Annotated in this window: 16 protein-coding genes and 2 pseudogenes; 14 read left to right on the top strand and 4 right to left on the bottom strand. The window is 70.3% G+C overall.

Translation table 11 applies throughout. The features are described 5' to 3' along the window. The first annotated feature begins 168 nt into the window (after positions 1 to 168). The 12 genes from AC068B_RS21250 (at position 169) to AC068B_RS21195 (ending at position 8599) form a co-directional block, all read left to right on the top strand. Positions 169 to 720: a 3'-5' exonuclease gene (locus AC068B_RS21250; protein ID WP_478673204.1), complete on the top strand. Its 552-nt coding sequence runs from the start codon at positions 169 to 171 to the stop codon at positions 718 to 720. Between the two features lie 698 nt (positions 721 to 1418). After that, entirely contained in the window at positions 1419 to 2150 is a 732-nt protein-coding gene (locus tag AC068B_RS21245; RefSeq protein ID WP_478673203.1) for a hypothetical protein, read from the top strand. Positions 2151 to 2562: 412 nt separating this feature from the next. Further along, positions 2563 to 2763, top strand: coding sequence for a LuxR C-terminal-related transcriptional regulator (locus tag AC068B_RS21240; protein WP_478673202.1), 201 nt, complete (start codon positions 2563 to 2565; stop codon positions 2761 to 2763). A 119-nt stretch (positions 2764 to 2882) separates the two neighbouring features. Continuing rightward, positions 2883 to 3509 carry a LuxR C-terminal-related transcriptional regulator gene (locus AC068B_RS21235; RefSeq protein WP_478673201.1) on the top strand — a complete coding sequence of 209 codons (627 nt, stop codon included), beginning with the start codon at positions 2883 to 2885 and terminating at the stop codon, positions 3507 to 3509. A gap of 155 nt (positions 3510 to 3664) precedes the next feature. Further along, positions 3665 to 4000: a hypothetical protein gene (locus tag AC068B_RS21230; RefSeq protein WP_478673200.1), complete on the top strand. Its 336-nt coding sequence runs from the start codon at positions 3665 to 3667 to the stop codon at positions 3998 to 4000. Between the two features lie 65 nt (positions 4001 to 4065). Then, complete coding sequence (locus AC068B_RS21225) at positions 4066 to 5028, top strand: transglutaminase-like domain-containing protein (protein ID WP_478673199.1); 963 nt, start codon at positions 4066 to 4068, stop codon at positions 5026 to 5028. Between the two features lie 18 nt (positions 5029 to 5046). Then, the gene (locus tag AC068B_RS21220) at positions 5047 to 5622 is read left to right on the top strand and encodes a hypothetical protein (RefSeq protein WP_478673198.1); all 576 of its coding nucleotides are present in this window, start codon (positions 5047 to 5049) and stop codon (positions 5620 to 5622) included. 13 nt (positions 5623 to 5635) lie between these two features. After that, the gene (locus tag AC068B_RS21215) at positions 5636 to 6355 is read left to right on the top strand and encodes a hypothetical protein (protein WP_478673197.1); all 720 of its coding nucleotides are present in this window, start codon (positions 5636 to 5638) and stop codon (positions 6353 to 6355) included. Between the two features lie 122 nt (positions 6356 to 6477). Beyond that, a complete protein-coding gene (locus AC068B_RS21210) occupies positions 6478 to 6762 on the top strand; it encodes a hypothetical protein (RefSeq protein ID WP_478673196.1) in 285 nt (94 codons plus the stop codon). Positions 6763 to 6832: 70 nt separating this feature from the next. Beyond that, on the top strand, positions 6833 to 6982 hold the full coding sequence (locus tag AC068B_RS21205) for a hypothetical protein (RefSeq protein ID WP_478673195.1): 150 nt from the start codon (positions 6833 to 6835) through the stop codon (positions 6980 to 6982). A gap of 241 nt (positions 6983 to 7223) precedes the next feature. Next, positions 7224 to 7859 carry a DUF4386 domain-containing protein gene (locus tag AC068B_RS21200; RefSeq protein ID WP_478673194.1) on the top strand — a complete coding sequence of 212 codons (636 nt, stop codon included), beginning with the start codon at positions 7224 to 7226 and terminating at the stop codon, positions 7857 to 7859. After that, on the top strand, positions 7856 to 8599 hold the full coding sequence (locus AC068B_RS21195) for a DUF4386 domain-containing protein (RefSeq protein WP_478673193.1): 744 nt from the start codon (positions 7856 to 7858) through the stop codon (positions 8597 to 8599). Before AC068B_RS21200 ends, AC068B_RS21195 begins: the two co-directional genes overlap by 4 nt. Before the next feature lie 546 nt (positions 8600 to 9145). Here AC068B_RS21195 and AC068B_RS21190 read toward each other — a convergent pair. Beyond that, positions 9146 to 9463: a hypothetical protein gene (locus tag AC068B_RS21190; protein WP_478673298.1), complete on the bottom strand. Its 318-nt coding sequence runs from the start codon at positions 9461 to 9463 to the stop codon at positions 9146 to 9148. A gap of 215 nt (positions 9464 to 9678) precedes the next feature. Between AC068B_RS21190 and AC068B_RS21185 the strand changes: the two genes are divergently transcribed. Further along, positions 9679 to 9840 (top strand): hypothetical protein, encoded by a 162-nt coding sequence (locus AC068B_RS21185; RefSeq protein ID WP_478673297.1) that lies wholly within the window; start codon positions 9679 to 9681, stop codon positions 9838 to 9840. Here AC068B_RS21185 and AC068B_RS21180 read toward each other — a convergent pair. The 3 genes and pseudogenes from AC068B_RS21180 to AC068B_RS21170 all read right to left on the bottom strand — a co-directional run. Then, positions 9786 to 9935: pseudogene (locus AC068B_RS21180) on the bottom strand (pirin family protein); the annotation flags it as partial. The gene AC068B_RS21185 and the pseudogene AC068B_RS21180 overlap by 55 nt on opposite strands. A 156-nt stretch (positions 9936 to 10091) precedes the next feature. Next, positions 10092 to 10326: pseudogene (locus tag AC068B_RS21175) on the bottom strand (IS5/IS1182 family transposase); the annotation flags it as partial. A 100-nt stretch (positions 10327 to 10426) separates the two neighbouring features. Beyond that, the gene (locus AC068B_RS21170; RefSeq protein ID WP_478673192.1) at positions 10427 to 12547 is read right to left on the bottom strand and encodes a hypothetical protein; all 2121 of its coding nucleotides are present in this window, start codon (positions 12545 to 12547) and stop codon (positions 10427 to 10429) included. A gap of 284 nt (positions 12548 to 12831) precedes the next feature. On the opposite strand from AC068B_RS21170, the gene AC068B_RS21165 reads away from it, so the two are divergent. Continuing rightward, complete coding sequence (locus AC068B_RS21165) at positions 12832 to 21465, top strand: DUF6603 domain-containing protein (RefSeq protein WP_478673190.1); 8634 nt, start codon at positions 12832 to 12834, stop codon at positions 21463 to 21465. Positions 21466 to 21550: the final 85 nt, after the last annotated feature.

Below are 21550 nucleotides of genomic sequence, written 5' to 3'. Positions count from 1 at the left end.
TACGCCCGGTGAGCGCCCGTAGGGGGAGTCCGTGCCCCGGCTGGTGGGGCGGCGGCAGCGGAGACCCCACTGCGTGCTGCATCCGGTGCCACTCCGTCTCGTGCGACTGTCGCTGGTCGGGCAGCGACCGGGCCGCCCGTTACCGAACGGTACCGTCCCCGGCCGCTGTTGTGTGCACGGCCGGGGAGGCGCAACGGCACCAATCCGCCCGACCTCGTCGAAGTGGCCGCGCTCCCGCTCCGCGACGGCCGTCCCGACAAGAGCGCCGCGGGCTGGTGGCTGACCCGCCCCAACCTTCCCGTCACCCCGTTGGCGACCCGGATCCACGGGCTGACCAACGACGACCTTGCCGGGCAGCCGATGTGGGCCGACGTCGCGGACGAGGTCCGCGCCTTCCTCGGCACGGCGTGGATCTGCGCGCACAACGCCCACACCGACTACCGCGTCCTGCGCGCACACCTGCCCGACTGGGCACCCGCCGGCGTCCTGGACACCCTCCGCCTCGCCAAGGCCGCCTACCCCGACCTCGGCAAGTACAGCCTCGACAAGCTCATCGAGCACATCCAGCCCGACCTGAGCCAGGCCCCGGACACCGACGTCGCGCCCCGTTCGACGCCTTCACCACGGCGCAGCTCCTTCTCGCCATGGCCCGCCGCTACGACACCAGTTGGCCGCCGCGGCCGTGCCGCCCGGTCTTCCCAGCGCCCCCGAACCAGATAGGTACCCCACCTTGTGGTGACCTCCCCGCCCATCCGGATCGCCGTACTCGGCACCCACTCCACCGGCAGCCACGTGGCTCCACCGTCTGCGAGATGACAGGGGCGCATTCTGCCTCGAAAGTCCAAAACACCGCTTATGAGTCCATAAGCTGATGCAAGGTAGTGGAAAGTCGGACAAGCATCAAGAATGGGTGATCAAATCTCATAGCGAGCGATTTGGTTGTTACCTTGAAGTGCATACGTATGGCAGTCCTGGCCGCTGTCTCGGTGGCCACCCCGACGCTGTTGGCTGCTACACCCGCGGCGGCGGCAGAGGCCAGCCCGTCGGCGCTCTCCATGCCAGAGCCTGCTCCGGAGCCCCCGACAGAGGAAAGAGGGGCGTCGGCCGGAGATCCGGCCAGCCCCGGTGCTGCGGAATCGTCCCAGGCTCCTGCGGCGCCTGAGGCAGGAACGAGCCCGGCGGCGCCCACCGCCAGCGGTCCCGCTGAGCCGACGCCAGGCACCCCCGCACCCAGGCAGACCGGCGTCCCCACCTCTCCGCCCGGGGCTTCGGCCGCCGGGGGCGACACCACGCCGGCCGGCGGGACCAGGCCGGCCTCCCCTGCCGCCGACCCGCGCGGAACCCTCGGGCCGACCGGGACCGCTGAGCCGCCCCACAGCCCCGACGAGCACCCGACCTCCAATGTCACGTCGAACGAGGTGCTGACCCGCACCCTGCTCGGTCTGCCTACCAAGATCGTGGCCGGCTCCGGATGGCACTACTTCACCCTCCGCGCCACCAACACCTCTGACAAGGCGATAACGACGGTCTGGGTCTATCTCCACGTAGACTCCGGCGGCCTCAACGGCGACAACTCGAGCCTGCTGACTGTGCAGTGGTACGACGAGCACGCTGGCGTCTGGAAGGAAACGATTGACGAGTATTACTGGCGTTACCACGCCTGCTTCGCCAATCTGGCGCCCGGTGAATACGTCGACACACAGATGCGCCTGAAGGCCGACGCCAGCATGCCGGAAAGCTTCGGCGCGGCCGGCATCATCGGATCGTATTACGACGAGAACGGCGTCTGGCACGACGTGAGGCCGTCGGGCTACGACGTCCACATCGTGGCTGCGGGCAACGAGCCGGGCAGGGTGCCGCCAGCCAAGGGCCTGTCAGCCAACAGCAACAAGCCTGCTTCGCAAGACGACTTGAAGGAGCTTCCGACCACCGGTACGCCCACCGGGAGCGGGGGCGGCGACGTCAGACCGGTCGCCGGGCGGCCCGGCGCAGCCGATGATTCCGCCGCCCGGGCCCGCCCGGGTGCCGCCCTGGCCGAGACCGGCAGCGATGCCGCCTCCGGCTGGATGCTCGGGGCCGGCGGTGCCTCGATCGCCCTGGGCACAGCGCTGGCCGCCGCCGCCCGCAGGCGTCATCGTCACACCTCTTGACCGGCGACCGACGTAGATGACCGGGGGTGGCCGACGAATCCTTTGCCGATGGGGGGGCATTGGATGCTGGTACGGGGTGACCCCGCCGCTCTCACGTCCCTGAGTGCTCGTAAAAGGCCTTGCCGCCGCACCCGGATCGCCTGGGGTTCTCGGGGCACGGGACAGGGCGAGGGGTGGCATGCCCCAGGACGGCGAACCACTTGTGCTGCCACCACTGAGAAGGTCAAAGACGCCCTCCGCTCCAGCCTCCCCGAGGCATGTCCCCGATGACTCGTTGAGCAACATCCGCGTGGTGCCCGGCGGATTGCCCGGACTCGGCACGTTGAGGCGTCGGCGGAGTCGGCCACATGCGCTTCAGCGGCATCGCGGCCGCCCCCGCCCCGGTCGCTCTGCGCGGTCTACCGCTCTCGAAGTGCACCATGACGTACCGCCCGAACGCGTGCAGGACGTACTGCGGCTCCTCGCCGTCTGCTACGAGACGCGGGAGATCGCCGACCGGATGGCATTCTCGGAACGCACCGTCAAGAGCGTGGTCCTGCGGGCGCGGCGCCGCCGCCGCGCCCGCAGCGGGGCCCAGGCGCTGGTGGAGGGGATACGGCGCGGGCTCATCTGAAGGCTCGCCACCACCGGGGCTGAAGGGTTGCCCTTTGAGGCAGCACACGGCGCGTCGTACCCCGAGGTCGGCCCCCGTGGCCGCTTCTCCCGGGCGCCGCGGGCTGTTCTGCTTGCTGGATGAAGCGCGCAGAAGTACCGCTGTGGCTGGACGAGTCGAACGTGATCTTCCGTAGGGGCATGGCCGACTGTCTCACCCTGGCCGGCTTCGACGTCGTCGGGGAGAGTGCGCATCTGTGGCCGGAGCCCGACCTCGGCGTGGCCGCCCTCCTCGTCACCGAGGCGGACGGGGCGGGACTCGCAGATGTCGCCCGCCTGCTGCCCAAGCGGTCGGCTCCGCTGCTCGGCGTACTCGATACGGCCCGCCCCGAGCTCGTGCGGTCCGCGCTGGAGCACGGCTTCGCGGGGCTGCTCGTGCGGGCCGAGATGACCCCCGATTCCCTGATCGCCGCCGTCGACGCCGTCGCGTCGGGCACCGGCTCGCTGCCGCCCGCCGTCCTCGCCGGACTACTCTCCGGCGCCCGCGGTGACGTGCTGAGGCTGCGGGCGGCAGCGGAGTGCCTCGCCCGCCGCGAGCTCGACGTCCTGCGTCTGCTCGCGGAAGGCAGCAGCACGCGGGAGATCGCAGGCGCGCTGTCCTACTCGGAGCGCACCGTGAAGAACATCGTGCACGACACCCTGGCCAAATTGAACTGCCGCACACGAGCCCACGCGGTGGCGGTCGTAGTGCGCCAAGGTGCCCTTTAGGGAGGCCGAACAGACGGCCCCGCGGCTGCCCCGTCGACTGCTTCATGAGCTGCCCGCCGGACTCTCGTCCCGGCCCCCGGCAGCGGCCTAGCGTCAAAGGCGACGGCAGCGGTGGACGACGCCACTGGCGAACGGTGCTACTGGGGAGGCGGCATGTGCTGCGCGTACTGGTGGTGGGCTTCGGCGGCATCGCGGGACATGGGATCCGGGCCATTCTGCGCCACCCTCAGATCCTCGTCGACGAGTGCGGGACGGACACCATGACCGAAGCGATGGCTGTGACCTGCCCCGACGTACTGGTCCTGGAGGGTGGGGTCCGGGGTGGGGACGCCTCGGCGATGCGGCTGGCGGCCGAGGCGCCGGGCACGACCGTGGTGCTCTGCTCCGCGCACCGGACCGACATGCGGGTGTTCCCGGCGTCGGGCGGCTGCTACACGCGGCCGCTGAGTGCGCGAGCCCTCATCGAGAGCGTGCGGGGTGGGTCGGGGTGAGCCTGCGGATCACTACGTACCGCGTTCCGTCGGGGCCTGCGGGCACCGCGCGGACCGTCGGGCACATGAGGTCCCTGATCCTCCAGGGCGCCAAGGACATCACCGTGCGCCGCAGCGCGGTGCGTCTGCTGAAGGCGCAAGGAGTGCGTCCCAAGGACTGCCTCGGAGAGATCAGGGCGCTGTTCGAGGGGGTACGGCGGACGGTCCGCTACACCCGTGACCCGTACCGGGTGGAACTCCTGCACTCCGCACGCCGGATGCTCCAGCTGCGGGCGGGTGACTGCGACGACATGACCATCCTGCTCGGCGCGCTGCTGCAGTCCGTCGGGCACCAGGTCCGCATCGTCCTCGCGGGACCCGACGCGGCGCGCCCCGGTCTGTTGTCCCACGTGTATCCCGAGGCCGAGTACCGCGGCCGCTGGATCGCGCTGGACGCCACGATGCCGCACCCCATGGGCTGGGCACCCGACAGCCCGGTGAAGAAGATCGTCCCGCTCCGCACGCGCCACACGACACGAAGGGAAAGTCCCATGAACGCGGCGGATACGGAGGACACCCTCGGCCAACTGCCGACGGGACCGGCCGCGGACCTGGTCGAGGCCGTGCACCGATCGGGACTGGCCGCACGCGATCAGCGCGTGCGGGCCGTCTGGGAGCAACTGCGCGCCCAGGGCCTGCTGGGCTCCGATCCCTGGCTGCGGCAAGTGCTCCGCAGGGTGTGGCAGTCGGGCCTCCCGCCGCGGTACCGGCCGCGCACGGCGGCCCGCCTCGAGGCCGCGCTCCAGAGCCTGGGGCGCTCGGCAGGCTCCGCACCGGGCTACCCAGGCCCTTGGTGGGGACCCGCCGTGGCGCCCGCGTACTACCCGGGAGCATCCGTCTACGTCCCGCCCGACCGCCGTCGCTACCGACGACCCGGATACGGCTACCGCCCTCCGTACGGCTACCGGCCCCCGTACTGGAGTCAGCCGCCCGCCCTCTACCGGCCGCCCACCCCGTACCCGCGCTACCACGTGGCACGAACGCGCTGACCGTGAGGAGAACAGACGATGGCTCGGGTGACCGGCGTCAAGGAGCAGCTGCACAGTCCCCTGTACGACGCCTTCTTCCTGCGTGACGCACAGGACCGTTTCGAGGACAGGATGACCGACCCGCGCGTCATCCGCTTCTTCGTCGACGTGCAGGACAAGACACGCCTGGAGACGAACATGCAGGCGTCCGGCGTGCTGCCCAGTCTGAACACCTTCGAGGCGCGGGCGATGCGCGTGGTGATCAGCGACACCGCGCCCGCCCACGAGCATCCGGACGCCTTCATCCCAGATCTGGTGTTCAGCTCCGTGGTGACGCTGCTCGTCGGCGAGAAGGAAGCGATCACCGCGCCGACGTACATGTTCCCCTCCGGCGCCGGGGTCGTCTCGGGCAACGGCTCCGCCCCGCTCAGCCACGGGGTGCCCGACCCGATGGCCACCTTCCGGTTCGCCGAGCCTGTGTTCATCGAACCGCAGCAGAACTTCCGCGTGGAGATGCTCTTCCCGCGCGGGCTGCCCGCGTCCGTCGCCGACGAGACGGGCCCCCGACACCTCTGGGTGGTCCTCGACGGCTACCTGGAGCGCGACGTCCAGTAGGGAGGCGCATCGCATGTTCCATGACGGATTCGGCGACGACTACAGCCTCGGTGATGAGGAGTTGATGACCGTGCAGGGCCTCGGCGGATACGGCGGGTACGGGGCAGACAGCGGGGACGAGAGGTACGGCGCGTACGCCGGATTCGGCTGCCCGAACTGCGGATTTGGCGCCGAGAGCCGTGGCCAGGACGACGAACTGGGCCAGTACGAGGAAATGAGCGCGTACGAGGACATGAATGGGTATGACGACCTCGGCCACGCCTTCCGGCGGGACGCTCCCCGCACCGCGACGTGCGTGCCGGGCGAGGTGCGTCAGGGGCGCGACGGGCGGCTGTACGCGTGGGTGGAGGGGTACGACGGGCTCGGATCCCCCGTGGGGTTCTGGTCGCTGTTGCCCGCCATCGCCAAGACGGTTCTGCCGCTGGCGGCCAAGTATTTGCCGCAGGTGCTGCGATCCTTCCAGAGCAGGCCGCGCCCAGTGGCGTACGCCGCCCCCGCTCCGCAGATGATGCCCATGCCGCCTGCACAGCCGACCCAGGCCGACGAGGGCGACGAACTGAGCGCCTACGGAGCCGACACGGGCGAGGCACTGCTCTCCGACGACGAGGAGCCGGGCCGCACCACGGGAGGCGTCGACGGCGGCATGGAGGGATACGTCCGCGAACGACGTGCGCGTAAGGGACAGTTCCGCCGCCCCGCCCAGGCCCCGGAGCTCTGGCGGCCGCTCTGGTGACCTGGAGGTCACGATGCAGGAGGACCAGCAGTACGGGCAGGCCCCGGCCCGCTACCCAGTCCGGGGCAATGGGCGGGGTGCGGGGGCGCAACCCTCGACGAAGGAGATCCCCCTTCGACCACGTGGCGGTCCTGAAGCTGCGCGGCCGGGCGGGCAACCGGGTCGAGGAGACCATCAACATCAGTGTCGACGGCGCGTTCGTCGCCACCTCCATCGGCTACAGCTTCATCCCCTCGCGGCCCGTCGGCGGGGTCATCAACGGCCAGGCGATCCCACTGCCGCCGCCCTGGGACGCGTTGGTGGGCGCCGTGTTCGACGATCCGGCGGACGGCGTCCCGTTGTCTGTTCGCACGCTTCTGCGGCATCGACTTCCCATACAGCATCGTCGACAGTGGCAGCGGGCGTGAGCTGCAGAACCGGGCGATCCACAACATCGCGGGGCTCGGCAGCGCCGACGGCGAGCGGCCGTTCAGGCCCATGGCCAAGCCGATGCTGTTCCTGCCCCGCTCCACCGTCCGCATCCTCGTGGACGAGGTGTCCGAAGGCCCCCTCTTCCAGGACGCACAGCTCTTCTTCGTGCTGCACGGCTACAAAATGAGCTATGACCTATGTCTACGGTGGAACTGACTCCAGCTGAGCCGAGTTGGTCCGCGCCTGGTCCACCCTGTGACGTCGGCGTGAATCCGAGGTGATTCCTCGCGCGCGGGCGGCGCCTATGCCCGCAAAGGGAGGATAATTGGTGCCCAGAAGCACCCTCCTCGAGTAGCAAACCGTCGCGCGATGGCTCGGCGGTAGTCGGCTTGTGGCCTGGACGCGGCAAAGCTCATTTTCCAGCCCCCGGGTGAGGTGGGGGCGGAAGGACGGATGCATGCCGTACAGGAAGACCGCTGTGCTGGTGGGGTTGCTGTTCCTCTCGTCGACGCTCACCTTCGCTGTCGGCAGCTCGCTCCTGGAGGACTATTTCTCCGGCACGGATTCCGGAGAGGGTGGGCTCCTTGCGGGCGTGCTGCTGGAGGGTTATACGGGTCTTGCGGTCGCCGGGATCGGCGTCGCACTGTTCCCCGTGCTGAAGCCGCACGGAATGCGCCTCTCCGCCGGGTATCTGACGCTCAGATGCGCGGAATGCGCTGCCATCATTGCGTGCGGCTGCTATTTCCTCGTGAGCAAGAGCGAGTTGACGGAATATGAGCTGCTGGTCTACGCGTTCTCCGGCGCTGGTGGTCTGGTCCTGTCCTACCTCCTGCTGCGTTCCGGGCTGGTCGCGTGGTGGCTTTCGGTACTCGGACTCGTGGGCTACGCCGTGCTGCTGGTGGGAGTGGCAAGTGACCTGTTGGGGCTCGTGGACATCAACTCCGGTGCTGGAGCGGCGTTCTACGTTCCTGGCGGCTTGTTCGAAGCCGTGCTTCCGCTGCTGCTGATCTTCAAGGGATTCCGTCTCATCGCGCCGACGCCCGGCACGGGCGATCGTGATGAGCGGCCAACGCCCGAGGGGGCCCGCGGATGACCCCGCCCGAGGGGGCCTCGCGGGCGGTCCGCGATGCCGCTCTGGTCGCGGGTGCGGGGATCCTGGCCATGGCCTTGTTGGCGGTCTTCGCCAATTTCGGGGTGCTGGAAAACCTCGTCACCGAGGGCGACGCGGCACGAACCGCCAAAGACATCCGCGGTTCCGAGGCCCTGTTCCGCTTCGGCGCCGTCGCTCTTCTCCTCGTCGCTGTCCTGGACGTGGTGGTGGCCTGCGCACTGTGTGTCTTCTTCAGACCGGCGCACAAAGCAATCGCGACGCTCGCGGCCTGGTTCCGGCTTGCCTACGCCGCAGTGCTCCTCGTCGCCGTCACCCAACTCGTCGGAGCGCTGCCCCCGGCCAAGGACGCCGAGGCTCTGGGGGCGTACAGCGCCGACCAACTGGACGCCGAAGCACTCATGCGCATCGACGCCTTCCACGACATGTGGGACGCCGGGCTCATCTTCTTCGGCGTCCACCTTCTGCTGCTGGGATGGCTCGCCTTCAGGTCCGGCTACGTCCCCCGGGTGCTGGGCGTCCTGCTGGCCCTCGCCGGACTCGGCTACCTCGTCGACAGCCTCGGCGCATTCCTGTCCTCCGGATACTCGGCCGAGGCGTCCGTGTTCACCGGCGCAGGCGAACTCATCCTCATGGTCTGGCTCCTGACCAAAGGCAGGAACATCGGCTCACGGCGTCCCGTCCAGGCCGATACGGCGCCCCCTGAGGGGGAACCTGACGCGTAACGCGCGGACGCCCCATACACCGTCGTGCCCGATGAGCACGCTGGCTGAGAGTCCGCGTACGCGCCGCGGCAGCTGGTGACAGTGGCGAGCCGGTACCTCACGCGGTGGTGGCTCGCGGGCGGCGGCGCGCACACCGCGTAGATCACGTCCGGGTCCATGATCGAGTGTATGCAGGAGGCCGACCAGTTCCACCAGTTCCTCACCGGCGTCCGCGGCGCGCACGGTGCGTCGAGCCGTGCACGAGGTAACGCACGTCCACCAGGTGGAGCGCGCCGAGTGGACTCCACCCGCACCCGGCGCGCATCGCGAGGGCCTCCACTCCCCACTCAGAGCCTGCTCCGTAAGGTGCGCGCCAATGGCGCCTCGCTGTGACAATTACTAGAGCGATGCCCGTAGTTGGGCTGTGGGGCGGTCGCGGTGGAGGGCGGTGCGGGCAACGGGCCCCGTCTCGATGAGGCGGAGTGTGATACGGCCTCTCAGCCCCCGTCCGGCGCGCGGGGCCCCCGGTGAGGGGGTCCCACGCTCATGGAGTCGGCGGGCTGCCGGTCAGAGGGCCTCGACCCACAGGTTCTCGGCCCAGCCGCCCGAGCCGCAGTCCCAGATGGACGCCTGCTCGGTGGTGCCGTTGCGGTACCCCTTGGTTCCGACGAACGGTGCGCTGCCCTGGAGCGCGGCGCAGACGCCGCGGACCCGGAACTCCCCGCTGCCGCTCTGGCAGAGGCCGACGGCCCGGTGTCCGTTGTCCGCGGTCCAGGCTCGGCAGTTGGACGCTGCCTGGGCCTGGGGTGCCAGGGTGACGGTCGTTCCCAGCATCGTGGCCAACACGAGTCCTGACGTGCCGAGCCACTTCTTCGCCTTGTTCATGGACCCCTCCAGATCGGTGGACTTCGAACTGGTCCTGGTCCGGCGGGAGGTCGGACCACCGCGCAAAGCTAGCAACCTGTGATGCAGGCGTGGCATCCGTTCGCGGGATGTATCCGGAGACCCACACAACCGGAGTCCGAAGGTCGGAACACGGGGCGTGGGACGCCAGGTGACCCGGGCGGCCTTCGCGGCTGGGGCGCAGGTCCCGGAGGCCGGTGACCTGGCATGACGTTCTCCTGGCGTCCATGGGCTGCGGGCTCGGCTTCCAGGGACTGTTCACCGTCGGAATACTGTCCCTGCTGTTCCTGGTGCACTGCGTCCAGGGTCGCAAGGGCACGGACGGGAAGTTCTGGAGCGGCGGCGGATCACCGTCGTAACCCTTTACCTCACCGAACCGGGTCCCGGTCACCCAGACCCAGCCTGAACGCGCCTGTGCGATATCTTCGCGCGACCGTCCGATGGAGTTCCACCACGTAGAGAGAGCGCTTCGCACCTTTGCGCAGATCAGAGCCGCCTCAGCCGAAACCTCTCAAGATGCCGAGGTCCCCCTCGCCTGGAGACGAACCCTGGTGGGCGGGGCTCGGCGTGATGGGTGGCGCGGCGGCCCTCGTCGCGATCGGAGGTGCACACTACCTAGGCGGAGGGTGAGGGCTGCCTGAAAGAGGTGGGTGAGGCGGTGGTCGTTTTCAGCGCGGGGCTGGCGGGTCCGACAAGGGCACCGATCCTCGCATGGGACCGGTTGGCGGCCTGCTGACCTGCGTAGAGCTTGTCCCCGCGACCCCAGACGGGGACACGGACGGAACCTCCCGCTCCTCGGTAGCCCCTCTGTCTGCCCAGCACTTGATGCCAGTCTCGGCGAGAGCGTAGACATCTGCTGCCGCCGACTCCGCACCTGAGGCTCCGAGACTCTTGACTTCAAGTGTTCCCCGTCGCAGCGGAGCGCTACGCATGCTCGCGTCATGGTCACCAGCTGGTGAACGATCCCGCCGCCCGGGACAGGACCGCAGCCGAAAGCTTATTGATGAACTCGTCACGATCTACTTTGGTTTTCTGGTCCGGGAAGCGTCGGACCACCTGGTATCGGGCGGCCAGCTTCACGATCCACGTATCCCGAAGGTCGCCTGCGGCGTCGAACGCCGGCCCCGACGTGGTGTCGACGGCGGTCTCCAGGTCATCCCTGACGTTACCCGGAGCGTTGATGTGGTGGTCCAGCACCAGAGCGACCCCGTACTGGGTGGTAAGCAGCGCGTCGACCCCAAGTTTGGGCGCGGGACCGCCTCCCACCGGCGCAGGCGCACCCGGCACGCTGAAGGTTCCGGCGTCCCGCCGCACCCGGTCGAACCTCCTGCACGCGACCTGCATTTCGGCGACCCGGTAGGGGACGGAGACGAGAGCGGTCAGTCTGGCCCGGGCGGCCCACTCGTTGTCGAACACACGGGCTCCGGCCGGTCCATGGCCTCCGAAGTACTCGAACCGTGGACCGATCGAGGCGGCGCTGGCCTGCTGCATCCGCACCTTCGTACCAGGGTCGAGCCGGTAGAGCGTGGCGTAGGTCGCGAAGTGGTCGTCAGGTGCGGCCGGCAAGCCGAGCGGGTCGGCCACCACCGCTGGGTCCGCCCACGGATTGTGGGCTGCGAGCACGGCTGCCGAGGGCACCGGGGAGACCGCGGTCTCGGTGCGCCCCCAGATCCGTGTGAGCATCCGGTAGAGGCCGAAGTGCAGGTCGAAGTGGTCGGGGGCGAGCCCGCGAAAGTGATCCCACAACACCGTGGCCTCGTCGTTCTGATGCTCGGTCCACTGTTGCAGCCCGGTGGACAGGATCCCCCGGTCGCGCAGCCGCGCCGCGTCCAGCAGGCCCTCGTTCGGGGAGATCGCCCCCACGACGTGGGCCCTGGCGTCGATTCGCGGGTCGCCGCCAGGGTTGATCTCGGCGCGGTGTGCGGCGACGAACGACGCGGTCAGCAGCCGGCCCGCGTGCATAGGGCCGGTGTATCCCTTGTAGTCACCGCGCGTGCCGGCGCTGAGCTGTCGGCCGAGCACGATCACCTGCTCCCCTCTGCTGGACTCGACGGCGGCGAGTGAGCCGGGCGGTGCCAGACGGGCGGCCAGTCTGCGGGCGGCCTCCGGAAGCACCGGTTCACGCGGCTGCACGCTGGGCCCGGCGTGCAGCGGCCCTTGCCAGGTGTCCGCCACCGGCGGCACGGTGGCCGCCAGCCCCAGCGCGAGGGCGAGCAGTCGGCGGCTGCGCAGCACGGCCTCCCGCTGGGCAGTTCCCAGTGTCGTGGCGTCGACCGGCTCGAGCGCGAACCACAGCCGACGCAGCACCGCGTTGCCGCCGGTCGTGCCGGCGAGCAGCTCGGCCTGGTGATCCACCATGCCTCCGCAGATCTCCAGGACCAGCCCCAACTGCTGAGCCGGACGGGTGCGGTGCACCTGGCGCAGCACCTCGATGATCCACAGCACCGGCTCATAGGGGTTGCGCAACATGCGCGTGGCGAGCTCGGCGCCGAGGTCCGCGGCGTCCGCGAGCGGCGCGAGAGCAGCGGTCACGTCGGTGCTCAGCCGGTCAGGGTCCGGGATCGCCAAGGGCAGCACCGGGGCGTGCCAGTGGAGCCGACCGGGCGCGCCGACCTGGGCCCACTGGGCGATGGTCTCCAGGTTGGTGACCCAGTCGCCGGTGGCCTGGTCGATCTCGACAGGGAGCGGCATCCGGAAGCCGACGTACAGAACGTCCGCCGGCATGGCGGTGAGGTGGGTCGAACTGTAGGTCTCGATGGCTGCTGCGACCGTTGCCCGGTCCGGGATCTCGGCGGTCGTGGTGCGTGTGCTGATGGTCGTGAGGAGGTCGGTCAGTTCGGCCGCGAGACCACCGAGGGTCGCTCCCGGGCCGAGCATCGCACTGGCGCGGGGCCTGAGCGAGGAATCGGTGGTCAGGTCGCCCCTGGCGTGGGCCAGGACTCCCTCGACCAGCGGCGGTGGCCGTACCGGGCTGGGGGCGGGCGGCGGCCATCGCAGCAGGTTGCGGGCCTGAGGGGGGACGCCGAGCAGTCCGAGCCCCAGCAGGATGTCGTCGATAGAGCTCATTCGCCCGCCTCCTTGGGGAGCGACTGCGCCGGCCGCACCGCCTGCGCCCGCTCGGACGGCAGGCCCGTGGCGGGTCGGGAACCAGCTTGCACCCGAACTGCCCGCGAGCGCACCACCCCTCTCGCCGCTCGTCGCACAGACGGCGAAGACCAACTCCGGCCGGTTCCGGCACAGGATGGGATACGACCCTTACCGGACGAAGCGCCCGCCGCTAGCATCCGCCCAAGGGTCGCGCATCAGAGCGCCGCACCGGTGCGTGGCCCATCCCTTCAGGGGAGCCGCTGATGAGTCTCGCTGTCTCCGTCAACCCGCAGATCGCCTCTTTGCTGAGCGCGATCGGGCTGACCGACGGCGACGGGCAGTTCATGCCCCGCTGGTTCGACGACCCGCTCGACGCGGTCCGGCACACCCTGTCCAACCCCACCCAACGAGCCGCGCTGCTGCGGCTGCTCGACGACCTTCTGCCACCCGACCCGCAGACCCCGGGCCGGTACCCGCTGCTGGACACCGTCGGTGGCAACCTCTACCTCACGGTCGAGGACGACGTGATCGGCCTCGCAGGAGCACTGCACAGCGGCGCCCTGAGCGATGACATCGGTCCGATACGCGCGAGCGTGGAGCTGCCACTGGTCAGCGTCGCCGACGGCCTGGAGGCGGTCGCCGGCACGGCCGCGGGGCCGCTCCAGGTGGGCGTGACCCTGGCGTTCACCGACCCCGACTCGCCGATGACCGCGATAGGGGCGGCTGTCACCGTACATCTGGACGAGGCAGCTCCCCTCGGGGTCCGGGCCGGGTTACGGGTCACCGTCGACGACTTCCGGCTCGGGGCCGACGACCCGATCGACCTCGTCGTGGATTCCGCAAGCATCGGCGCCGACCTGGTCACCGTTCTGCGGGTGCTGCTGCGCGAGGGCGTGGAGGCGCTGGCTGCCGCGGCGGGTAACGAGCGGCTGTCCCGGTTGGCCGCGCACCTCTTCGAGTTGCTGGGGCTGGACGCCGACGACACCGCCGTGATTCCCCCGCTACCGCTGGAGCAGCTGCTCGACGACCCGCAGGCCGTGCCGGACTGGCTGGTCGACATCGTCGACAGCCCAGAGAGCCTGACAGCGTGGGTTACCCACCTCGCGGGGCTGATCGGCGACGATCTGCCGGTCTGCGGGGCAGGGACGCCGGACGAGCCGTTCCGTGCGAGCCTGCTGGACTCCACGGTTGTCGACCTCGACCTGCTCGTCGCGGTCGGCTCGGACCGCGAGCTCGTGATCGGTCTGGACGCACAGGTCGCGGCCGGGCCGGTCGCCCTGTCCGCGGCGGCCACTGTGCTGCGGATTCCGCTGCCCGCACTGCCTGGTACGACGGTCGACCCGACAGCACCGCCTCGGTCGACCGAGGTCGTCCCCGACGTCACGGTCAGCCTGCTCGGTCCGACCAGCGGGGCTCTCGTGGACGACGCCCCTCGAGTGCAGGTCGGTACGGTCCGGGCCGGGTTCCGGCTTGCCGACCGGCAAGTCCAGCCCTGGCTTGCGCTCACCGATGTGGTCCTGGACCGTCAAGACCACGGCACGGTCGATCTCACCGACGCGGACGCGGTCATCGGCGTGGTTGCCGACGTCGCCCGCACCGTACTCGAGGACGCGTTCGGCGATTCGTCCCTCGCCCGCGCCCTCCTCGCCCTACTGGGTCTGCGCCGGCCGGACACCGACCCCACCACGCCGCACCTGCTCGATCCCGCCGCACTCGGCCGTGGCCCGACCGCTGCCCTGGGCACGCTGCATCGCGAGATCCTCGCGGATGCCGCACACCCGTGGTCGCACCTGCTCGCCGAGGTGGCTGCCCTGCTCGGGCTGACCCCGGATGTCAGTGGGTCCGGAACCGTCGACGACCCGTGGGTCACGCCGATCGCCGTCGGCGGGTCGGCTGTGCTGTCACTGGCGGCGTGGAACGCCCGCGCCATCACTGACCCGACAGGCTTGGAACGCCTGCGACTGGGCGTGCGAGCGGGCGCGGCGGACGGTGTCTTCGCCGGTGCCCTGCTGATCGAAGTACTCGCGATGGACCTGCCGGCCACCGGCAACGGGTCAGTCTCGTTGATCGGCATGTCCCAACTCACCGTCGGCCTCAGCCCCGACCAGCCGTTCACCCTTGGCGGGCTCCAGGTGAGCTGCGCCAATGCCCGGCTGCGCGCCGGCTGGCGACCGGGGGAGCCGCCTTCCGCCGACGTCGGCCTGACCGGTGTGACACTGACCCTGGACGGGACGGCGTACGGCCCGTTCCACTGGACGCTGCCGGGCCTCCAGCCCGATCTGGGGCTGGGGGCCGACGCTCTGCGGCTGCTCGGCCACTTGGTCGGCACTGCGGTACGCGACTGGGGCGGCGAAGCCGCGCACGTGATCGCCGCAGCACTGGGCCTGCACCGGGATCGTCCCGATCTACCGCCGGATTGGCCGGTGCTTGCCGACCTGATCACCGGCGTCGACCAGCTCCAACAGCTGCTCGACGACCCGGCCGGGGCGCTCCGTGGTCACCTCGACCAGGTACTCACCGGGATCTCGGTCACCGGATCGCCGCTCGCCATCGAGCTGTTGCGGTTGCTCGGGCGGATCCTGCCGGACGGCCGACCACCCGACGTGAGCGGGCTCACCGCGGCCGCCTCGCCCGACCTCGGGGCGTTCCGGTCCATCAGCGGCGCGGGCCGCTACGACGACCCGTGGGTCGTCCCGGTGATCGACGAGACCACCGATCCCACCCACGGGGCGACCAGCGTCGACGTCCTTGCCTGGCTCGACCCGGCTGGACCGCCCGCGCAATGGATCGCCACGGTCGCGGACCTTGCCGATGAGGTCGGTGACGGCCAGTCACTCGCCCAACTGCTGCTCTCCGGTTCGGCCTTCCGTCCGGAGCTCGCCACCCTGCTCGCCGGACGCAACCTGGACGCCCTGGGCACCGCACTCGGTGACCTCGCGGATTGGCTCGGAGCCGGCGACGGGCTGGTTCCACTGGCTTCCCAGCTGCCGGACGGCTGGACCCACGGCACGACGGTCACCACCCCGCACGGCCTGCTGCCCACCGATCCCGCGGTGATCGGCCAGGTGACCGCACGGCTCGAATCGGCCGCCGGCCCGGTGCTGCTGGTCGCGGCGCCGTTCGCGAATCACTCGATCTACGACGACCTCATCGCCGCGATCACCGGTGCGCCGCCGGCGACCGGTCGGCACTTCGACCTGCGGGCGCTGCCCGATCCGTCCGAGGTGGACCTGACCCAGGTCGTGGCGCTCGGCGGGGTGTACACCGCGGACCTGCTCCCGGACAGCGCGGTGAGTGAGGTCGACCAGCTGCGCCGCGTCCTCGAGCGCGTCGTGGCGTTGGCCGGGCAGCCGGTCCGGGTGGTCGGCCACTCGAGCGCAGGCGTGGTCGCCAGGGCCGTGGCAGCAGAACACCCGGAACTCGTCGCCGACTTGGTCACGCTGGGCAGCCCTCACGCGGGCTCCGACCTGCGCCCGCTGGTCGAGGACGACCTGGCCGATGCCCTGCGAGTCGCCGCGTCGGTGGCTGTGCCTGTCGCCGACAGCGTGCTCGGAGCCACCACCCGCTGGCTCGCCGGCCTCTTGGACGGCGTGGGCGGCGAGCTGGGCGGCAGCGTCCGGTCGAACTGGTTCGCCGCGGCCCCCTCGGGTCTGGTTGACCCCACTCCAGGGTTGGCGATCGGCTCCCAGCTCACCGGCGACCTGCTCGGCCTGCTGTCCGGCGCCACGATCGCCGGCCTGAGCGCAGGCGGTGACCCGCCGACCCACCTCGGCGTGGGCCTGCGGCTGGGGCTGTCCACGCCGGACACAGTGGCCGGAGGGGTCGAGCTCTCCGCGTCGGTCCGGGTGGACTTGGCCCGGCTGCGTCTGGTCGACTCGGCCGCCGAGCCGACCCGCTCTCCCGTCGCCGTCACGGTCCGCACCTCGCTGTCCCGGCCGGATGGATGGCTGATCGGCCACGGTACGGCGCCTGCCGGGGAAGTCACTGCCCGCGTCCGGCGCGTCGAGGCAGGCGTAAGGGTGGCCGCGCACCGGTCCTTCACGTCGGGCGTCGGCACACCGGAAGCAGGCGTGGCCGATGGGCTGCAGGTCGAGCCGTGGCTTCGACTCGTCGAAGCGGCCGTAGACGCCACTGCCGCCCGAACAACGGTCGATCTCGGGGATTCGGACCTGCGGTCCGGTCTGGACGCGGTACTCGCAGAGCTCGAGGCGGCATCGGCCGATCCGGCCGCCACTGCGGCCTTGAGCCTGCTCGACGCGCTCGGTGTCGTGGGCGGCACCTCCGAGGGTCGGCGTGCCTCGATCCAGGGCTTGGAGGAGCTGGCCACCGTGCCGAGCCGCACCCTGGTCACGCGCCGCACCGCGCTCCTCGCAGCGCTGCGGGACCTTGTCGGCAACCCGGACCCGCAAGGCCTGGACCTGGCTGGCCTGGATGCCGGCTCGCTGGTGCTGACGTTGCCCGAGCTGCCCCTGCTGCTGGCCATGGACGACACAACGATGGTCCTGCGCCTGGCCACCACGACTGACATCGCCCTCGGAGGGCCGCTCCGCCTGGGTGGCCGGCTCGACCTGGACACCCGCACCCTGGCCGCCACGCTGGACGTGTCGCTCTGGGCCGGACCGGTCGTCCTGCGCCGGGCGTCGGACGCGACGATCACGCTGGCCGCCGAGCCCTGGCTCACCACGCCGCTGGTCCTCCGGCCTCTGGACCGGGCCCCGTTCCGCGCCCGGCTCGTCGACCTGATCCCGGACCTTTCGGTCTCGGCGGTGGTGAGCGCGCTCCTCAGTGCTCGGGCGGGTGGCGGGATCACCGTGCCGCCGGTCAGCGCGCTCGTGCGTGACCCCGGGGCGTGGCTGCGCCGACCGGACGCATTCGGCACCGCGGCAGGACTGCTGGACGGCGACCGACTCGACCACCTGCTGACGCTCGTCTCCGGAGCGCTCGATCTGGGCACCGGCCCGGGCCTCACACTCCCCGGCGGCTTCCTGCTCCGCAGCTCGGGCAGTAACCCGTTGCGGATCGACCTCTCCGGAGCGTTCGGTGGCACCACCGATCCGGTCGACGCCACGGTCACTCTCGGCGTCGAGATCCGTCCCCCGGGGCCACTGCCCACAGACACGCAGGTCAGCGGGGCGGGGTCGGTCAGCATCCGGCTCGCCCTGCCCGGGGAGTGGGGTGACCTCACCGTCGACTTCGGCCGTGACCCCACCGGCGTACGACTCGTCGTCACGCCGGAGAACGTCAACCCGATCCGACTGCTACCCACCGTCTCCGGGCTCGGCGACCTGCTCGGCAGCGCGGTCGGCATGCTGGTGCCGAAAGTGCTCCAGGAGATCACCGACGCGCTGGGGGCCGCATCGTCCCACCCGCTACTCGACGTTGCCCTTCGGGTGGCCGAGGAGCTCGGCATCTATGACCCGGCGCAGGGCTTCAACGGTCGAGAGCAGATGCAGCGGTTGCGCGCCATGCTCAACCCAGGCTGGCTGCAATCCCAGGTCACCGATCCGGCGGCGATCACCGGGGCCATCCGGAGTCTGTTCCCGAGCACCACGTCGCCGGGCGTCATCGTGCTGCCCGCCGGCCACCGGATCGACCGGATCGAGGACCGGCTCCGCTGGCAGATGGACCTCCGGCCAGGCTGTGTGCTCGGCGCCGAGCTCGGCTGGGCATCCGCCGGCCACCCCCAGGTCAGGATCACCCTGACCGGGCTGGACACCGGCCCGGCCAAGGTCGTGGAGGCGCGGCTGGGCTATCTGGACGAGCTCGAGGGGCTGCTTCGGCTACGGCTCGACGTCGGCGACCCGCTCGCCTGGTTTGCCCCGGAGCTCGAGATCGGGGTGGCAGGCGGCCGACTCACCTCCCGAGTCCTTCCGTTGGGAGAAGCAGCAAGCGGCAACCTGGAGATCGTCCTGCTGCCGACGCCGGCCGTCACCATCACGGCCGAGGGCGGCCTGCAGGTCGCCGGCTCGTGGCTGCTGCCGCTGCTCACCCGCTACGCCCTGCCACAGGTGGGCGACCTGCTCAAGCAGTCGCTGTGGCTCAACGACCCGAGTATCCGCAGTGTGCTGCACGGAGCCAGCCTGGTCACCGAGGCGAGCGGGCCACTGGAGATCCCCACCGACCTGCCCGCACCACCGGTGATCGCGATGGGTGCGCTCAAGTCCGCTCTGTCCGGGGCGACCATCAACCTCACCGACTGCCTGACACTGTCCATCGCCGAGGACGCCGGGCGGCTCGGCATCAGGCTCCAGGGCTTCGTCACGATCCCCGGTGACCCGACGGTCACGGTGATGGTGGGCGAGCAGGGCTGGATCGGCCCCCATCGGGGCGTCACCGCATGGGTGGTCGGCCCGGGCGCTGTCCCCGCGATTCCGGCTGCTCCCGCGCCGGGCCTAGACGTGGTCGGCGTCGGGCTGCGGATCGCCGGCCCTGATGCCGCGCACCCACTGCTCGGTGGGGAAACGGACAGCGCGATCCAGCTCGGCGGCATCGGGGCGATGTTCTTCGGCACGTTCGACTTCTGGGACGCCGCCGCCGGTCGCCCGAGGTTCGTCGTCGACTCCCTCGGCGCGGCGGTGGAGCTGACCGACGCCGCGGTCCGTATCGCCGGCTCGGACGGAGACTCGTTCGTCGCGAAGGTCATCCCAGAGGAGCTCGCCGCCGGGTTCAGCACAGCGATCGCCTACCGGAACGACCGGCTGGAGGTGCACGGCGGGCCGGGCGACCTGGACAACGGGATCGCGCTGACCTTCCCGTTGAACCTCGACATCCTCGACGTGATCTTCCTGCGCGAGCTGTACGTCGCCGCCGTGTTCGGTCGGCCCACCGACGTCGTTGCCGCACTCTCCGGCAGCGCCGAACTGGGTCCCATCGCGGTCGCCGTCACCCGCGTCGGCCTGCGGGTGACGATCGGTGACTCGGGCACGGTACTCGGCTTCAAGCCTCCCGACGGCTTCGGCTTGTCCCTGGACGCCTCCTCGATCCGGCTCGGTGGCTTCCTGCTGGTCGACGAGGCTCGCGGCCGGTACGTCGGCGCGCTCGAGATCTCGGTGCTGAACAAGTTCGAGCTCACGGCGATCGGTGTCGTCACCACAAAGCGGCCCGATGGATCCCGAGGCTTCTCCCTGCTCATGCTGGTGACCGTCACGCTTCCGGTGCCGATCCCGCTGGGCTACGGCTTCTTCTTCTCCGGAGCGGGCGGCCTGCTCGGTCTCAACCGCGGGATGGACGTCGACCGGATCCGAGACGGGCTGCGGACGGGAACCGCCGACTCGCTCCTGTTCCCGACCGACATCGTCAACCGGATCGACGTCATAGTCCGCGACCTGGAAGAGAGCTTCCCCCAGGCCGAGGGGCACTTCCTGATCGCCCCTGTGGGGATGATCCAGTGGATGAACCCGGCGCTGGTCACGCTCAAGCTCGGGCTCCTGCTGGAGATCGCACCCCAGCCGAACATCGCCCTGCTCGGCGTGCTGCGGCTGGCCCTGCCGACCGCCGAGGAGGCAGTGGTCGACCTCAAGGTCGCCTTCCTCGGCGGGATCGACATCGCGGCAAGCCTGCTCTACTTCGACGCCACGATCTACGACTCGTTCATCGGTTACGGCGACTTCAAGCTCAGCGTCGAAGGCGACTTCGCGATCCGGCTCTGCTGGGGCGCGAAGCCTGACCTCGTGGCGTCCATCGGTGGATTCCACCCCGGCTACACCCCTGCCGCCCACCTCAAGCTGCCCGTACTGCGCCGACTCACCCTGTCCTTGCTCAAGGACAACCCACGGCTCACCCTTCGGCTGTATTTCGCGATCACCAGCAACACCATCCAGTTCGGCGCCCAGCTCGACCTCTTCGTCGGGACCGACGGCTTCTCGATCAGCGGCGAACTCGGCTTTGACGTACTGGTGCAGTTCGCGCCATTCCTCATCGACGCGCACATGTGGGGCAGGCTCGCAGTCACTGCGGGCGGTACGGACATCTGCTCGCTCAGCCTGGACCTCTCGCTGCGCGGACCCACTCCATGGCTCGCACACGGCAGGGCAAGCTTCAGGATCCTCTTCTTCTCCATCAGCGTCGAAGTCGAGGCGAGCTTCGGAGAGGCGCACGAGGCGACCCTGCCGTCCGAGCCGGTCCTGCCCAAGGTGCTCGCCGCGCTGCGCGACCCGCTCAACTGGGCAGCAGAGCTGTCCTCGGCGGCCTCCGCAGGCGTCGCGCTACTGCCCCTGCCCACCGGTGCGCTGGTGGTCGACAGCGCAGGGCTGCTGTCGGCACGGCAGAACCTCATCCCGCTGGCGACCAGCATCAGTTTCGTCGGCAAGACACCGCCGAGCGACGTCTCACAGGTCACCATCACCGCCTTGAGCATCGACACGGACAGCGTCCCGTTCGGTGACGTCACGGCATCGTTCGCGCCGTCCACGTTCGCCGGAGCGTCCTCCACGAACGACGACTTGCTCAGGGCCCCCGCGTACGAGGAACGGCCGAACGGTGTGCAAGCAGCCTCCGGGCAGACCCTCCAGGCAGACACCGTGCTGTACCGCCCCCAGAGCTATGAGCGGATCGTCATCGACGATCCTGACCCGTCCGCGCCCACCCCACCGCCGGTGTCGGCCGTCCCGAGGCTGGCCTTCTCCCGTCTGGTCTCAGGCGGAGCGATCGGGGCCGGCGCTCCCGCCCGTGCGCAGCAGAGGCTGGCCGAGCGCGGCACCGTCTTGTCGGCCACCGCCGACGAGCCACGTTACGCGGTCACTACCAAGGACTCCCTGGTTCCGCTCGGCGCCGACGGCACGCCGGCGCCGAGCGGGACGGCGTTCCTGTCACGGACCGAGGCCCAGCAGTTGCTCAGCCAGGTACCGAGGGACGGACGCAGGCTGCAGATCGTTCCGGAGGCACAAGTTGCCCACTGAACTGCTTGAGTACAGTTTCCTGCCGTGGTCACGGCGAGGCATCGCAGTGCGAGTCGACCAGGTGGATCATCTGGGCGCCGCACCG

The organism is Streptomyces sp. NPDC042371 (assembly GCF_056437465.1).
This window is presented reverse-complemented; position numbering and strand designations above follow the sequence as displayed.

Excerpts from the sequence above, each read along its gene's own strand:
- AC068B_RS21235 (WP_478673201.1), top strand. The coding sequence starts at position 2,883 with ATGAAGCGCGCAGAAGTACCGCTGTGGCTGGACGAGTCGAACGTGATC.
- AC068B_RS21225 (WP_478673199.1), top strand. The coding sequence starts at position 4,066 with ATGAGGTCCCTGATCCTCCAGGGCGCCAAGGACATCACCGTGCGCCGC.
- AC068B_RS21220 (WP_478673198.1), top strand. The coding sequence starts at position 5,047 with ATGGCTCGGGTGACCGGCGTCAAGGAGCAGCTGCACAGTCCCCTGTAC.
- AC068B_RS21215 (WP_478673197.1), top strand. The coding sequence starts at position 5,636 with ATGTTCCATGACGGATTCGGCGACGACTACAGCCTCGGTGATGAGGAG.
- AC068B_RS21205 (WP_478673195.1), top strand. The coding sequence starts at position 6,833 with ATGGCCAAGCCGATGCTGTTCCTGCCCCGCTCCACCGTCCGCATCCTC.
- AC068B_RS21200 (WP_478673194.1), top strand. The coding sequence starts at position 7,224 with ATGCCGTACAGGAAGACCGCTGTGCTGGTGGGGTTGCTGTTCCTCTCG.
- AC068B_RS21195 (WP_478673193.1), top strand. The coding sequence starts at position 7,856 with ATGACCCCGCCCGAGGGGGCCTCGCGGGCGGTCCGCGATGCCGCTCTG.
- AC068B_RS21190 (WP_478673298.1), bottom strand. The coding sequence starts at position 9,463 with ATGAACAAGGCGAAGAAGTGGCTCGGCACGTCAGGACTCGTGTTGGCC.
- AC068B_RS21170 (WP_478673192.1), bottom strand. The coding sequence starts at position 12,547 with ATGAGCTCTATCGACGACATCCTGCTGGGGCTCGGACTGCTCGGCGTC.
- AC068B_RS21165 (WP_478673190.1), top strand. The coding sequence starts at position 12,832 with ATGAGTCTCGCTGTCTCCGTCAACCCGCAGATCGCCTCTTTGCTGAGC.